Source organism: Mycoplasma sp. AC157, from assembly GCF_054343415.1.
Window position 1 is genome coordinate 1 of record NZ_JBTGVE010000020.1, and the last position, 16253, is coordinate 16253.

16 protein-coding genes and 1 rRNA gene are annotated in these 16253 nt (G+C 25.4%); 13 read left to right on the top strand and 4 right to left on the bottom strand.

Annotated features, from left to right (window positions below; translation table 4 throughout):
• The 3 genes from ACXX84_RS03255 to ACXX84_RS03265 form a co-directional block, all read left to right on the top strand.
• Nucleotides 1–223: glycosyltransferase (locus ACXX84_RS03255; RefSeq protein WP_458572899.1), on the top strand; the 223-nt coding region annotated here is incomplete at its 5' end.
• A 15-nt stretch (nt 224–238) separates the two neighbouring features.
• Nucleotides 239–1222: a glycosyltransferase family 2 protein gene (locus ACXX84_RS03260; protein WP_458561138.1), complete on the top strand. Its 984-nt coding sequence runs from the start codon at nt 239–241 to the stop codon at nt 1220–1222.
• Nucleotides 1206–2195 (top strand): glycosyltransferase family A protein, encoded by a 990-nt coding sequence (locus ACXX84_RS03265; RefSeq protein ID WP_458561137.1) that lies wholly within the window; start codon nt 1206–1208, stop codon nt 2193–2195. Before ACXX84_RS03260 ends, ACXX84_RS03265 begins: the two co-directional genes overlap by 17 nt.
• A gap of 46 nt (nt 2196–2241) precedes the next feature.
• On the opposite strand, the gene ACXX84_RS03270 is transcribed toward ACXX84_RS03265, so the two are convergent.
• From ACXX84_RS03270 to ACXX84_RS03285, 4 genes are all read right to left on the bottom strand, one after another.
• The gene (locus tag ACXX84_RS03270; protein ID WP_458561136.1) at nt 2242–3348 is read right to left on the bottom strand and encodes a hypothetical protein; all 1107 of its coding nucleotides are present in this window, start codon (nt 3346–3348) and stop codon (nt 2242–2244) included.
• The gene (obgE, locus tag ACXX84_RS03275) at nt 3348–4604 is read right to left on the bottom strand and encodes a GTPase ObgE (protein ID WP_458561135.1); all 1257 of its coding nucleotides are present in this window, start codon (nt 4602–4604) and stop codon (nt 3348–3350) included. The genes ACXX84_RS03270 and obgE overlap by 1 nt, the downstream gene beginning before the upstream one ends.
• Before the next feature lie 93 nt (nt 4605–4697).
• A complete protein-coding gene (locus tag ACXX84_RS03280) occupies nt 4698–5678 on the bottom strand; it encodes an aspartate--ammonia ligase (RefSeq protein WP_458557510.1) in 981 nt (326 codons plus the stop codon).
• On the bottom strand, nt 5671–6480 hold the full coding sequence (locus tag ACXX84_RS03285; RefSeq protein WP_458560408.1) for an alpha/beta fold hydrolase: 810 nt from the start codon (nt 6478–6480) through the stop codon (nt 5671–5673). Before ACXX84_RS03285 ends, ACXX84_RS03280 begins: the two co-directional genes overlap by 8 nt.
• Nucleotides 6481–6596: 116 nt before the next feature.
• On the opposite strand from ACXX84_RS03285, the gene fba reads away from it, so the two are divergent.
• The 10 genes from fba to ACXX84_RS03335 form a co-directional block, all read left to right on the top strand.
• Nucleotides 6597–7463: a class II fructose-1,6-bisphosphate aldolase gene (gene fba / locus ACXX84_RS03290; protein WP_436358799.1), complete on the top strand. Its 867-nt coding sequence runs from the start codon at nt 6597–6599 to the stop codon at nt 7461–7463.
• A 118-nt stretch (nt 7464–7581) separates the two neighbouring features.
• Nucleotides 7582–8025 (top strand): thermonuclease family protein, encoded by a 444-nt coding sequence (locus ACXX84_RS03295; RefSeq protein WP_458561134.1) that lies wholly within the window; start codon nt 7582–7584, stop codon nt 8023–8025.
• A gap of 51 nt (nt 8026–8076) precedes the next feature.
• Nucleotides 8077–8904, top strand: a complete 828-nt coding sequence (locus ACXX84_RS03300; protein WP_436358801.1) for an Hsp33 family molecular chaperone HslO — start codon at nt 8077–8079, stop codon at nt 8902–8904.
• 2 nt (nt 8905–8906) lie between these two features.
• A complete protein-coding gene (locus tag ACXX84_RS03305) occupies nt 8907–9695 on the top strand; it encodes an ABC transporter ATP-binding protein (protein WP_436358802.1) in 789 nt (262 codons plus the stop codon).
• Between the two features lie 2 nt (nt 9696–9697).
• On the top strand, nt 9698–10528 hold the full coding sequence (locus ACXX84_RS03310; RefSeq protein WP_458557516.1) for an ABC transporter permease: 831 nt from the start codon (nt 9698–9700) through the stop codon (nt 10526–10528).
• Complete coding sequence (locus ACXX84_RS03315) at nt 10528–10929, top strand: CinA family protein (RefSeq protein WP_458572900.1); 402 nt, start codon at nt 10528–10530, stop codon at nt 10927–10929. Before ACXX84_RS03310 ends, ACXX84_RS03315 begins: the two co-directional genes overlap by 1 nt.
• A gap of 87 nt (nt 10930–11016) precedes the next feature.
• A complete protein-coding gene (gene recA / locus ACXX84_RS03320) occupies nt 11017–12000 on the top strand; it encodes a recombinase RecA (protein WP_458557517.1) in 984 nt (327 codons plus the stop codon).
• Between the two features lie 23 nt (nt 12001–12023).
• On the top strand, nt 12024–12836 hold the full coding sequence (locus tag ACXX84_RS03325; RefSeq protein ID WP_458572901.1) for a TIGR00282 family metallophosphoesterase: 813 nt from the start codon (nt 12024–12026) through the stop codon (nt 12834–12836).
• A 45-nt stretch (nt 12837–12881) separates the two neighbouring features.
• Nucleotides 12882–15728 (top strand): exo-alpha-sialidase, encoded by a 2847-nt coding sequence (locus ACXX84_RS03330; protein ID WP_458572902.1) that lies wholly within the window; start codon nt 12882–12884, stop codon nt 15726–15728.
• Between the two features lie 262 nt (nt 15729–15990).
• Nucleotides 15991–16253 (top strand): 16S ribosomal RNA (locus ACXX84_RS03335); the annotation flags it as partial.

The following is a 16253-nucleotide window of genomic DNA, read 5'->3' on the forward strand; positions in this document are numbered from 1 at the left end:
ATCTTCTGAAAGATTTATAGATAACATTTCAGCAATAATTGAAGAAAACAATGTTGAAAAAGTTGCTCAAAGAATTCAAAAAGAAATGCAAAATTATGATAAATTAACAAATATAGGAAGAAATGCACAAAAATGTTATAAAAATTGAGAAACCGTTTCTACTGATTATATAAATCATTATTTAGAAGTCATAGAAAGACATAATAAAAATAAAAAAAGTTAAAAATTAAGGAGAGTAATGAAAAATAAATTGTCTATTTTGATTCCTTGTTTTAATAAAAGTTTTTTTTATAAAAGACTATTTAGGTCTCTTATAGAACAAACAGACAAAAGATTTGATTTAATTTTTTTAAATGATGCTTCAACAGATAATACTTTACAGGATTTAAATCAATTTAAAGATAAATACAATAATTTATTTAATATTAAAATAATAAATTTAGAAAAAAATAGTGGCATAGCAAACGCTAGAAATATTCTAATTCAAAATTGCCAAACGGAATATTTTTTATTTATCGATCCAGATGATCTTATAACAAAAAAAGCCATCTCCGAATTTAATAAACTACTTTTTTCAGAAAATAAATATGATATTATTACTGCTCATTTCTCTTTAATTTTTAAAAATATCCCCATTTTAAATTTGATAAAAACCAAATTTTTAATAAAATCTAAATATAAAAACAATATTGAATATATGCAAGATCAACTCCTATTTATTTGAAATAAAGTTATAAATAAAGAATGATTTTTAAATTTAAATATTTCTTTTTTAGTAGGTTATACTTTTGAAGACATACCAATATCTTGTATTTCTCTTTTATCTTCAACTAATAGCTATCATCTTACTTCCACAACTTATAAATATGATTTAAATTTACAAGGTTTATCAAAAAAACATAATATTAAAAAAATAGTAAGTATTACTAGAAATTTGGATTTTTTATACACTGAATTAAAAAATAGAAATATTTATAAAATATATGAAGAAAAAATTGAAAGATTTTTTATAAAAAAACTTTTTATTCATATTTTTTTTAGTCATTATAAATTAAATAAACAAAAAGAATTTAATATAGTTTTAAGTGAATTTTATTATATTTTAGAAAAATACAAAATTGATGAAAGACTCGATAACTATAAAACTAAATTTATTTCACTTTTTAATATAGCCTTAAGAAGTTATAAAAAGTTAAGATATAATCATGGAAACAAAGAATAAAATAACAATTTTGATACCGATTTTTAATGCTAAAACAACTTGTGAAAATTTGTTTTTATCAATAACTAAACAAACAGACAAAAGATTTAATGTATTATTTTTAAATAATGGTTCTACAGATAATACTAAAGCAGTTTTACATAAATTTAAAGATGAAAATAAAAATATTATTGATATAAAAATTATTGATTTTGTTCAACACTCAGAAAGTTCTCACATAAAAAATTACTTAGTTGATAATTGTAAAACTGAATTTTTTATTTTTTTAAATTTTACAGATGAACTTGAAGCAAATGCTATTTCTGAATTTAATAAAGTATTGTATTCAGCGGAGAAAAAATATGATATAATTCTTTCTGATTTTTCATTTAGTAATAAAAATAATTTATTTATAAATCTATTTAAAAAAAGAATTTTTATAAGGGAAAAATACAGAAAAAATATAAATTTTGAAGTAGAGCAATTTACTTTTATTTGAAATAAAATAATTAATAAAGAATGATATAAAAGTTTATATTTACCTTTTTATTTAGGTTATGCTTATGAAGAATTTTCTGTTGCTTTGGTTTTATTTTTATTAACTGATAATATTTATTATATTCATAAAAAATTGTATAAATATGATTGAAATTCAAATGCAGATTTTAAAAGTCATACTACAGATAAAATAGTAGGAATAGCAAAAAATTTAGATTACTTGTATTTACAATTAAAAATAAGAAATAAATATGAGTTATTTGAAAAAACATTTGAAGAAACTGTTTTATGTTCAATTTTTATTCATATTTTCTATAATAAAAATAAGCAAAATATGGACAAAAAATTTCAAGACGCTTTAAAAGAACTTTATAAGTTTATTGACAAGTATGATTTAGAAGTCAAACTTTCTAAATATAGAAAAGATTTTACATTTAAATTCAATAGTTCATTAAGAAGTTACGATAAATTTAGACATATTAAAAGAGATTTTTAAATAATTAAAATCCAGTGCTTTGAGGCACTGGATTGTTTTTTTACTTTTATTCTTTATGTCTAAAGAAAGAAATAATTGTTTCTAAAGCGTTTTTGATATCAACTTTTGATTTTAATTCTTCGCTTTTTATTAAAGGAGTTACAAAATCAACGAGTTTTTTTTCTGTTTCTTCATTGATGTTAGAAAGTAAGTCTTTAATTTTTGCATTTTGTTCATCAATTTCAGGATTTGTTAATTTTGCTTCATTATATAGTTTTTGTATATTTTCTTTTAAGTATTCAGTAACAATTTTTTTCTTTTCTTCTGTTGTTGCTACTAAGTAATCTGGACGATCTGCAGTTAATCTTTTGATGGTTTTATCAACTACTTCATTTAAAGTAGGTTCCACATTAAATGATTTAAATTGATTTTTTATAATTGGAAATACAATGTTTTGTATTCTTTGATCATTAACTAAATTAGAAACATCGGTTAATATTTTTTTAAGTGTTTCTTTTTCTTGTTCGCTTAAATTTTTATAATCTTTGGTTAATAAATCTTGTAATTTGTTAATATTAGTTGCAAGATCTGCTCCGTTTTTAATAATTCCATATAAGTTATGAATTCCTGTACCTTTACCACCTGTTAGTATTTTTACACCAATCTCTGTAGAATTGGCATAACTTGTTTTTTTATCAGAAGGGAAAAGCAGTACGTTAGAAAATAAAAGAGCACCTGGCACTGTTAACAATAGATTAGTTCCTGCAAAAACACCACCATAAATTAATTTGCTCATTTTAGTGAAAGTTTTATTGCTTTTTTTCTTTTTAATTTTACTGAAAATTGCTATTACTAGTGCAATTGTAAAGAAAATAAATCTAAAAATTCAATAAACTATTAATGCAACTACTGTTGCAGCTAAAGTGGTAAAACCTTCTGGATCATCAAGATGTTCCTTAGCATATTTATTAGCTACACTATAAAAAATGACTGTACCAATTATAGTTATAATAATAGAAACAAACTTAAAAATGGTAAATTTAAGTTTTAAAAAATAACCGGTAACTAAAGAAAAAAGTATAGAAAAAGCAAATAAAATAGGAACTCAAATATGTGGCGAAGAACCTTTCATTGAGTTTAATGTATTTAAAATTGAACCAATAAATCCTTCCATTATTGCTCATCCTCCCAAACAAATTCATATTCATATATTCTAACTACATCGCCAGCTTGTATGTTGAGTTCAATAAGTTCATTTCAAACACCAATTTCTTTTAGTTTTTGATTAAATCTCATTAAATTATCATGTGATACAATAGGGATTTTGTTGTAAATTTCTTCTACTTCAGGACCAAATACTTCAAACAGCCCTTCATGTATTTTTTTAACTTCGTGATATTTCTCTAAAGTAATTGTAACTTCGGAGAAAGTTTTTTCAAAAATAGGGGTTTTTTCTTTTTCTAGTGCTTCTCAAAGTTTGATTTTTAATGTATCAATATTTTTATTTTTAATCGCACTAATTTCCACTATTTCTAAGTTTTTAAATTTCTTTTTAAATTTAGATAGTTGCTTTTTAAAAACTTCTTGGTCTGATTTATTAGCAACTATTATTTGTTTTCTTTTTTCTAAATTTAAATTATAAGTTTTTAATTCTTCATTAATTTCAATATAATCTTTTATTGGATCTTTAGTTTCGTCGCCAAAGTCAATTATATGGGCAATAACTCTACATCTTTCAATATGTTTTAAAAATTGAATTCCAAGTCCTTTACCTTGTGCTGCTCCTTGGATTAAACCTGGTAAATCAGCAGCAACAAAGGAATTTTCGAAAACTTGAACAAGACCCAATTGTGGAACTAAAGTTGTAAAATGATAATCTGCAATTTTTGGTTTTGCATTTGAAATTCTAGACAAAATTGTAGATTTTCCAGCTGAAGGTTTTCCTAAAAAACCTACGTCTGCTAAAACTTTTAAATTTAGAGTTAAATTAAATTTTTCCCCAAAATCACCATTTTCACTGATTTTGGGAGCAGTATTTTTGGAAGACTTAAATTTAGTGTTTCCTCTTCCTCCCTTACCACCTTTTGCTATTAAATAATTTTCTTCTGTTATGATATCGTGCAGTAATTTGTTTCCTTCATAAATAAGAGTTCCGATTGGTACTTTGATATAAATATCTTTTCCAGCGGCTCCATATTGATTTTTTCTTCTACCGTTTTCCCCGTCATTTCCTTTAATTATTTTCTTTAAATACAAAGGAAGAAGGGTGTTCATTCCAGGATCTCCTACAAAATAAATAGAACCTCCATTACCACCATCACCTCCATCAGGACCACCACGATCAACGTGTGCTTCTCTTCTGAAAGCAATCATTCCATTGCCACCTTTTCCAGCTTGTACCTTCAATTTTACTTCATCTATAAATTTCATTAATTCTCCATATCTATAAATAAATGCTAATATTATTTAGTATTTTAAATAATAACACATTTACACAAATAAAAAAAGAAAGAATCAAACTTGTTATAAAAGTTTTATTCCTTTTTTTGCTAATTCTTCTTTATATTCTTTAGGTCAAAAACTGGATTGTACTTCACCTATGTGTTGTTTTTCAAGTAAAAGCATACTTAATCTACTTTGTCCTATTCCACCCCCGATTGTTAAAGGTAAAAGATTGTTTACAACATTAAAGTGATATGGTGAAATTTTTTCCACTTCTGCTTTTGATTTATTTGCTTGAGTACAAATGGATTCTGAATCCACTCTAATACCCATTGAAGAAATTTCAATTGCTTTTTCAAGAGTTTGAGAATAAATTATTAAATCACCATTTAAATTTCAATCATCATAATCAAACGCTCTTAATGATTGAATTAAACCTGATTTCATTTTATGTCCTATTTGATAAATAAAGACAGTTCCTTTTGATTTGGTAATTAAATTTTCTCTTTCATTAACGGAATAGTTAGGATATAAATCCTCTAATTCTTGCGAAGAAATAAAGAAAACATTTTTAACTAATTCTTCTTTTAATACGGGAAATTGCTTTTTTAATTCTTCTTTGGTTTTCAAAATTGCTTTGTAAATTTTATTAACAATGCTTTTTAAAAAATCAATATTTCTATCAGAAGCTTTTATAATTTTTTCTCAGTCCCATTGATCTACATAGTATGAATGTAATTCATCTAAGTCTTCTTCTCTTCTGATTGCATTCATGTCTGTATAAATACCTTCATAAAAGTCATAATTATAGTCTTTTAAAGCCTGTCTTTTTCATTTAGCAAGTGAGTGAACAACTTCTAGTTTAACATCACTATTTTTAGTGGTAAAACTTACTGGTGATTCTCCGTTTAAACCATCATTTAACCCTGTTTGTTTTTCAACAAAAAGAGGAGCGGTAGCTCTAGTTAGATTTAATTCTTTTTTAATTTCTTCTTGAAATATTTTTTTTAAGTTTTGAATTGCTAATTGTGTTTCTTTTATATTTAATTTTGTTTTATTCATTTTTTTCTCCTTTTAAATAAAAATCTTTAATTATATTAAAATATTTTTCAAAGTTTTCATAGTAAATCATATGTCCAACTTTTTCAAAAACTTCTATTTGAATATTTTTAACATTATTATAAAAATATTTTATACAATTTTCCCTGTCTATAACAGCATCTTTTTCTCCAAGTAACAATAAAGTAGGAATTTTAATTGAATTTAAACCTTTTTCTATATTATTCATTAAATTTATATTTGGCAAACTTTCCCCTAATTTCACTATAGTTGGATTGTTGAATAGATAAGGATCAAAATTATTTTTTTCTTTTTCGATAAACTCTTTATTCATAAATAAAGGTGTTGGATCATAATACAAAGCTTTCAAAAATGTCTTATATTCTTCAAAAGTTTTTGGAAAATAAGAATTAAAGTAATCTTCTTTTTTAACTAGTGAAGATTTGTTCATTGGTGCTACATAAATTAATTTTGAAAATAAAGATGGTTCTTGTAAATAAGCAAGAGAAATTATTCCCCCACCCATAGAATGACCGATTAAGACCACATCTTTTAAATTATTTTCTTTAATAAATTTAATTAAAAGATTTGCAAAAGAATAAACGCTAATTTCATCGTTATTTTTAGCTTCTAATAAATCATTTCCAGGAAAAGATATAGCATAATAATCACTTAAAGTTCATTTATCCATAAAAACATTGTGTCTGCTGTGATTTGAATTAAAACCATGAACAAAAATTACGGGATTTTTGGGTTGATTATTATCTTTGAAAACAAAGGGATAATCATATTTTATTTTTTTCATTTTTTAATTTTCCTTTTTCTTTTAATTTTAAAAAATACTTTTTTATTAAATTATATAATTTTCTTCAAAAATAAAATATAATTAAATAAGCATAATAAAAATAAACAAGGAGAAAAATGAGTTTAGTAAACGCAAAATTAATGATGAAAGATGCATATAAAAGAAAATATGCTATTCCACACATTAATATCAATAATTTAGAATGAGCAAAAACAGTTTTATTAGCAGCTCAAGAAATGAAATCACCTTTAATTCTTGCAACTTCAGAAGGTGCTGTTAAATATATGGGTGGTTTTAAAACCATTTATGGAATGGTTACAGGGTTAATTAGTGAATTAAAAATAACCATCCCAGTAGCTCTACACCTTGATCATGGTTCATATGATGCTTGTGTTAAAGCTATAAAAGAAGGATATACTTCAGTAATGTATGATGGATCACATTCTGACTTTAAAACAAACTATAACAATACTAAAAAATTAACCAAACTTGCTTTAGTACACGGAGTTTCTGTAGAAGCTGAAGTAGGAACTATTGGTGGTGAAGAAGACGGAATCATAGGAAATGGAGATTTAGCAAACCCAGAAGAAGCTAAAAAAATGGCAGCTTTAGGAATTGATATGTTGGCAGCGGGAATTGGAAATATTCACGGTCCATACCCCGCTTCATGAAAATCATTAAATTTTGAAGCTTTACAAGAAATTTCTGCTAAAGCAAAAATTGGTCTTGTTCTACATGGTGGTTCAGGAATACCAAGCGATCAAATTAAAAAAGCAATTTCTTTAGGAATTGCAAAAATTAATGTAAACACTGAATTACAACAAGCAAATGCTAAAGCTATTTGAGCATATGTTGAATCTGGAGAAGCTAAAAAAGGAAAAAACTTTGATCCAAGAAAATTATATGCTCCAGGAACAGCAGCGATGAGACAAACAGTAATTGAAAAAATTAAAGAATTTGGATCAGAAAATAGAGTTAAATAGACTCTATTTTTTTATGCGGAAAATTTTAGGAAAAATCCTTTTCATTTTCTTTTTATTCTTTAATTTTTTTATAGTTTCATGCTCTATAAAGACTGAAACAAAAACAAAAACATATTTTGTGAATTCAGTCTATGATGGTGATACATTTACGGATAATAAGAATCAAAGGTATAGATTTTTTGGAATAGACGCTCCAGAAATAAAAGATAGAGATGGGGTCGAAACAAAAGGAAATAAACATTATTATGCTCTTTTAGCGAGAAATTTTTTAAGAAAACAGATTGATAAAAAAGAAATTCAAATTCAAATTATTAAAAAAGATAAATATAAAAGAAATGTGTCTAAAATTTTTATAAATAATATTGATATAGGACGTCAATTATTAAGAAACGGTCTAGTAATAGTCAGATACATTTCAATTGATAAAACTTCTCCTTTTTATACTGAAGATATTGATTATTATGATCAACTTCTTTCTGATTTTCATTATGCTCAAAAAAACAAGTTAGGTTTTTGAAAATTTTATTCATCACAAAAAGAAGTTGAAAAAGCCTTATATTAAGGTAATAGTTTTTATATTTTAAAAAAATAATAGTGGTATAATTTTGAAATTATGGATAAAGTTCAAATTTTTATAAAGAATAATATAAGGATAATAGTTTCTGATTTAACAAAATCAGCACAAAAAAATATTGAAGTGCAAAAATGTAATCCATTTCCAGCTTTAGTTTTAGCAAAAGCAATTTCTGTTTTTGGTCCACTTTCTTCAATTTTATCAATAAAAAGTGGAAAAGTAACTACATTTATTAAAAGTGAAAATGGAACAATAAAAAATTTGATTGTTGAATCAAGAACAGATGGTTCATTAAGGGCTTTATTAGATAATAATGATATTGTTACAGAAAAAGATGATTCAGATTTTGAAAATATACCACTTGTTCTTGGTTTAGGTAATGATGGATTTTTAAGAATTACAAGAAATAATGGATCTCAACATTTTGGTGGAGAAGTTAAACTAATGAAGTCAGATATTGTTACAGATTTAGCCTATTATTTTAAAGTTTCTGAACAAATATATACAGCGATAATTTCAAGTGTTAAATTTAAAAACAAACAAACACTTGAAAGAGTTTATTCAGTGATTTTTCAATTATTACCAAGTCACACAGAAGAAGATATCGTATGAATTGAAAACTTTTTAAAAAATAATAATTTAGATAATATGTCTTTAGAAGAATACATAGACTCAATGGAAGCAACGTTTTTACAGGAAAAACAGTATTTTTGAGAATGTAAATTTAATAAAGAAGAAGTATTATCTTCATTAAAATTAATAGAAAAAACAGAAATTGACAAAATTCTGAATGAAGATGGGAAAATAGAAGTAGAATGTCATTTTTGTAAAGAAAATTTCTATTTTTACAGAGAGGATTTTAAATAATTATGAAAAAAATTATTTCATTAAAAAACATAAATAAGTTTTATGGACATAAAAAAGTTTTAGAAAACTTTAACTTTGATATTTATCAAGGTGAAAGAATAGCTTTGTTAGGTGGTAATGGTTCAGGAAAATCGACCACTGTTGAAATCATAGCAAGAATTAAAAAACCTACATCTGGTGAAGTTTGATGAGATGAAAATCTAAAATTAGGGATTCAATTTCAAGAATCTAAATATCCGCATGGAATAACTGTAAAAATGTTGATTGATTTTTATCTTGACAGTTATGGTAGAGAACAAGTTAGTCAAGAGTATGTTGAAGATTTAAAAAAGAAATTTAGACTAAAGGAATTAGAAAATAAACAAATCTATACATTATCTGGCGGACAACAACAAAGAGTAAATATTTTATTATCACTTGTACATAAACCAAATTTTTTAATTTTGGACGAATTATCAACAGGATTAGATATTAAAATAAGAAGAGAAATTAGACAATATGTTATGGATTATTTAGGGGCGAATGTTAATTGTTCACTAATTTTAATTACTCACAATACTTCTGAAGCATTGAAAATGTGTAATAAAATTGTGATATTAAATAAAGGAAAGATTTTTGTAAATGAAACAATTGATAATTTACTAAGAACAAAGGGAAATATAGATACATTTGTTGATGAGTTTTTTGATACAGTATATTCAGAAGAAGATGAAAAACAAAAGGAAAACGAAAAAACAAAAAACAAAAGTTTTTTAACTAAAATAAAGGAAAAATTAAGAAAAAGAGGATAAATATGAAAGCGATTTTTAAATTAATTAATGCTTATTACTGAAAAGGATTTTTTGGTCCATTTTTTACTGTTTTTTGACCATTTTTAGTTTTCTTACTTTTAGGAAATGTAACTTATTCAACCACACTATCTAGTTTAGAAAAAACAGGTTTACCTCAAGCAACCATTGAAACTCAAATATATTCACTAGCTAAATCAATAATTGTTGGAGTTTTAATCTCAACAATTATTTCTAATGGATTAATAGGTTTTTCAACAATAATAGTTGATTTCAAAAAATCAACACTTATAAAAAGAATTGGTTCTGCCAATATAAGTAAAACACATTTTATGATAGCTAGTTTGTTTTACCAATTTGTATGAACTTTATTTGTAATCATCTGAGTTCCTTTATTAGGATCCTTATTACTTGGTTTTAATAAATATTTAGATTTTGGAATTGGTTTTAACATAGGATTATTGAGCATTTTGCCTTTAATTGCCCTTGTTTTCTTAATTTCAATTTCTATGGGATTTTTAATAATTTCTACTATAAATAGCACAATTGGAGCATCATCAGTAGCTAATTTAATTTTCTTCCCTATTTCCTTTTTATCTGGTGGTTTTGGTAATGGACAACCTAATTTAGAATATGCGCCAGCTATTAAATATTTTTCATATTTAGTTCCTACAAAATATTCCACAGATCCTTTATTTGAGGTTTTCAAAAATGGTGGATATAGTAATTTATATGAAAACATGGGATGACAAAGTTTTGGATTTCCAATAATTGGAATAACAATTGCAGCTATTTTCATTTTAATTTCTGTTAAAAAATTTAAATGAGGTGAATAATGAAAGTAAAAACATTCGCTTCAGTAGAATCTTTTACAGGTGGGGCATTTGCAAGTAGATTGGTTTTAGAACCAGGTGCTTCTAAATATTTCAAAGGTTCATTGGTGACCTACCAAAATGAAATAAAGGAAAAATTAGGTGTTAACACATCAAAAGGTGTGGTTAATTCAGAAACTGCACTTAATATGTCTTTAAAAGGCAAAGGATTTTTTAATGTAGATTTTTGTATTTCATTTACAGGAAATGCAGGACCAACAGTTATGGAAAATAAAGCGGTAGGCGAAGTTTATATAGCTATAAATGATGAAGTTTTTCCTTTATTATTAAGCGGAAATAGAGAACAAATAATTAATCAAGCAGTAGATTTTGCTTATGAAAAATTTCTAAAATTAAAATCTTAAAATAGGAAAATTCAACGTTTTTTCCTATTTTTGTTTTTTTATCAATAGAAAAGTAAATTTTAAGAAATTTTAATAGAGGTGAAAAATATGGAAAATAATAAAATTTTAAAAGAAGCATTAAATGAAATAGAAAAAAAATTCGGTAAAGAATCAATTATGTTATTAGGGGAAAAACCTCCAGTAGATACAGAAACTTTTTCTTCAGGTTCTATAGCTATTGATCACGCTTTAGGTATTAAAGGTTTTCCTAAAGGCAGAATTATCGAAATTTTCGGTCCTGAATCTTCAGGAAAAACAACAATTAGTTTACATGCAATAGCAGAAATACAAAAAAATGGTGGAATAGCAGCATTTATAGATGCTGAACATTCCATCGATCCAACATATGCAAAAAATCTTGGAATAAATATAAATAATTTGATTTTATCACAACCCGATTCTGGTGAGCAAGCTCTTGAAATAGTTGATACTTTAGTGAGAACTGGTGCAATTGATTTAATAGTTGTGGACTCTGTTGCTGCTTTAGTTCCTGAAGCAGAATTAAATGGAGAAATGAGAGATCAAACAATAGGTGCTCAAGCTCGTTTGATGTCAAAAGCTTTAAGAAAAATTACTGGTTCTTTAAATAAAAATAAGACAACTGTAATTTTTATTAATCAAATTAGAGAAAAAGTTGGTGTAATTTTTGGTAATCCTGAAACAACCCCTGGTGGAAGAGCACTTAAATTTTATTCTTCTATTAGAATGGAAGTTAGAAAGTCTACACAATTAACAACAGGAAGCGATATAACAGGAAACCTTGTAAAAATTAAAGTAGTAAAAAACAAGTTATCTATACCATTTAAAACAGCAAATGTGGAAATTATTTTTTCTCAAGGGATTTCAAAATATGCTGAAATTGCACAATTAGCTGAAGATTTTGGAATTTTAATAAAAAAAGGAGCTTGATACTCATATAATGGGGAAAATATAGCACAAGGAAAAGTAAATTTAAGATTATATTTAGAAAATTCCCAATCATTTTTTGAAGAAATTAAACAAAAAGTATTAGATAAATTAGAAGAAAATTAAAAATGCTATAAAATATATTTATTATGAAAAAAGAAATAGGTATATTGTTTATTGGAGATGTTTTTGGAACTCCTGGAATAAAATGTATTGAAAAATTTTTACCAGTAGTTAAAGAAAAATACGAAATAGATTTAATTATTGCTCAATCTGAAAATGTTTCAGGAAGAAAAGGACTAAATTCTGAAGACTATGAAAAGATGAAGAAAATCGGAGTAGATGTTTTTACACTAGGAAATCATGTTTGAGCAAATGAAGATATATATAAAATTATTGATAATAAAAATATTTTAAGACCTTATAATGTAATAACAAGCGATTATCCCGGTTCTGGTTCTAGTGTTTTTTCCATAAATGGTTTTAATATTAGAGTCACTTCTATGCTTGGAAAAACATTTAATAAACTAAACTCTCCTTGAAAACAAGATGAAGCTAATTCTTTTTTCGATGCAATAGATGAAATAATAAGTAATCAAGAAAAATCAGAAGATTTTCATATTATAGATTTTCATGCTGAAACAACTTCTGAAAAAAATGTTTTTGGTTTATATTTAGACGGAAAAGTAGATGCATTATTAGGAACTCACACACATGTTCAAACTAATGATGATAAAAAACTTCCGAATGGAACTTTATATATCAGTGATGTTGGTATGACAGGACCAAAAAACAGCGCAATTGGCGCTAATTTTGAAGAAGTTTATGAAAAAATGAGATTTAATAAAAAAGTAAGATTCAAAGTTTCTGAGAACGATGTACAATTTAATGCAGTATTTTTAAAATTAAACAAAGCAGATAAAAAATTAAACCAAATAGAAAAAATTTTTTTAAACAAGTAAAACAAAACACAAATTAAACAGGGACATAAATTTGGGACACCAAATTTGTGTCCCTGTTTATCTCAACCTTCATTTACACAAATAAATTTTAAAAATAGTAAAATACCAAATTTCAGTGAAAATTCAGCAATTTTAAATTTCGAATTAGATTCACAAGATGAGTTAATCATAGATGATAATAAGCAATTAGAACTTAAATTTAGTTATAAGCAAAATAATTTAAGAAATTATATTATTTATAAAGGAACTTTAAACGAAATACAAGGAAAAACCTTTATAAAAGTAAATTTAAATAATTTATCATCTGGACAAACTTATTATCTTGAAGATATAAAATTTGTTAAAAAACCAGAAGAGTTATTTAAAAATATCAATAATAATTTTGACAATAATATTTATAATTTGCACTCTAATAATCCTTCAAACATCCTTTTTAAATTCAAGACTTATTCTGATACTCATTTTAAATCCAATGCTAAATTTGATTTAAAAATTTCTAGTAAATTAAATGCAAATCCTTTTGAAAATGAAAATAGTGAACTTACATATGTTTTAAATGGAGTAGTTTTAGATACAAGAAAAATTGAATTAAGTAAAATTAACGATAGTATAAAATTAAAATTTACTAAAAATAATAATGGACAAAACGAAGAAATATATGCTTCTGATTTAGAATACGATGAAGATAATAATTCTTTATCTTTTAAAATACAAAATTCCCAAAAAGGGGAAGATTATGTTTTAGAAGATGTTTCCATCAAAAATAAGGGAGAATCTTCTTTTCAAACTTTAAATATTGATAGCGTTAATAGGGAATTTAATGTGGAATTTCCTTTATCTAAAACTTTAGAACCCGATTTAGTAAATTCTAGTGCTTGAGAAAAATCACAATATAAAGACTATGTTTTTGTGGACTTAAAATTAAAAAATAACTGAAATAATCAAGAAATTACTAATCTTCTTAATGATTTGTTTTCAAACAATTTTGACCAACAAAAAAGTAAATCTATAAAAAATGCTTTAGTAAATTTGATAGAAAACAATTATGAAAAACTTATTGATAATTACGGAATAAAAATTGATAATAAAGCAGTAATTTTAAGATTATCAATAAGTGATAAATCAAATTTTTATACAGAAGATAATGGAATATTTTATTTTGTACTAAATAATACGGCTTTAGTACTAAAAAATACAAGTGACATTGATGAAAAATTTGAAATAGCCAATAAAAATAATTCAAAAAACATAATAGTGCTAAAAAACCCGTATATTAGTCACAATATTAAGGGAAAAGTAATTGAAAATGAACACTTTAAATTAAAAAGACTTTCTAGTGAAACATTATTTAAACACAATGAAGATCACTCACACTCGTATCGTATTCCAAGTGTTATAAAATTAGCAAATGGTGATTTAGTAAGTTCTGCTGATAAAAGAATTGAAAGTGAAAGGGACTATAATAACTCTATTTCTCAAGTAGTTAAAATTTCAAAAGACAATGGTAAAACTTGAAGTCAAAATTATGATGTAGTCAAAATTGTAGTTCCAAAAAGAAACAATGGTGGAATTGCAATAGATGGAATAATTAGCGAAATAAAATATTTAGATACCACTAGCAATAGTTATAAACATAAATTACAGTTAATTTTCGATGTTTTCCCTGGAAAAGATACATCTGTTGTCAACTTAAAAAGGGGAAATCCTTGATTTTACGTTGGAAATAATGCTTATTTAAAACTATGAACTAAACTCAACGATCCTAACTCATTTGATTCTAGAGTTTCAGTCTTGAAAGAAGTAGATGGAAGAAAAAATTGATTCAGAAGATACATTTTACCAGCAGGAGTTGGATTTAATAGCAGCTTTACAGAAAGAACTGTTTTAGAAGAAACTAACACATATGTGGATTTAAGTTATCACAGTGACACAAGAACCATCACTGGTTCGGTTTATGAAAATGTTCAAGAAACTGATTTTGATAATCCAGAAATTTTAAATTCTAAAAAAACAATCCACAGTGTTCTTGATGAACCATACAAAAGTGGAGCGGTTAGACCAGAATATGCAATTTACGCTCTTGCTCTTAATAGCCACGTTGCATCTTTAGAAAGTTTTGATGGCGGTCAAACATGAACTAACTTGACTTGAATGGATGAAAAATTTAGTAGTTCGAGAAACGAACATCCTTTTGTTGGAACTGGAGTAGGAAATGGAATTCAATTACACCATCAACAAAATTCTAATTTAAATGGAAGAGTAATTATACCTATGTATTCACTTTCAGACATGTTTTTATTATATAGTGATGACAATGGTCAAACTTGAAATGAAATTAGTAAACCTACCGGTTTTAAAGCAAATTTATCAGAATCATCCCTAATAGAAGCTAATGATGGAGCAATTTATTGATTTTTAAGAAACGCAGGTGGATGAAGCACAAACAGAAACAAATTTTATGTTTCTAAAAGTATAGATGGTGGTTTAACTTGAAGTTCTCCAGATGGAAATTCTTTGGCAAAAGGTAAGGATATAGTTATTGATCAAAACTATGATGGAAATGTTTTTTCAGGTATTAGTTATTTTAATTGAAAAAATAAAGATTACTTTTTATTTGCTTTACCAAAAACAGTTGCTAGAAGAAATGGAGCACTTTTCATAGCTAATAGTAATTTTGATCAAATAACCGAATTATTTAAATATGATGATGAACAAAAAGAACATTTTGCATACAATTATCCTTTAGTGGTTAACCAAACAAATGATTATATAGATTTTATTTCTTTATATGAATCTTCTCAAATTTTTAAAATTTTTAATGGAGGATTTGATGGTGCAAGAGAGCAAGGTGAAGAAATACAAATCGATAGATTTAGATTATGAATAAAATAGTAATTTCAATTTACTATATATATAATATAAAAGACATAAAAAAGAAAAAAATTTCACAAAAATATTTTGATTTTTTCAAAAATATTGTAGAATAATAAAGCAATTTAATTTTGCAACACTTTATAAAAAATAAAAAAACATAAAATATTTGGTTTTTTTGAAAAAAGTGTTATAATTAAACTTGTATGATTTTCACGCAAAATCATTATGAAAATTAGATCTTTCAAAACTAGATGCAATAACCATAATAAACACACAAATCAATTTCAAGAGTTTGATCCTGGCTCAGGATGAACGCTGGCTGTGTGCCTAATACATGCATGTTGAACGAAGCAGTGCTTGCACTGACTTAGTAGCGAATGGGTGAGTAACACGTACCTAACCTACCTTTAAGATTGGGATAACTACTGGAAACAGTAGCTAATACCGAATAGGGGTTTTCTTCGCATGAAGAAAATTTAAAAGAAGCCTCAAAGCTTCACTTAGAAATGGGGGTGCGGAACATTAGCTAGTTGGTAGGGTAAA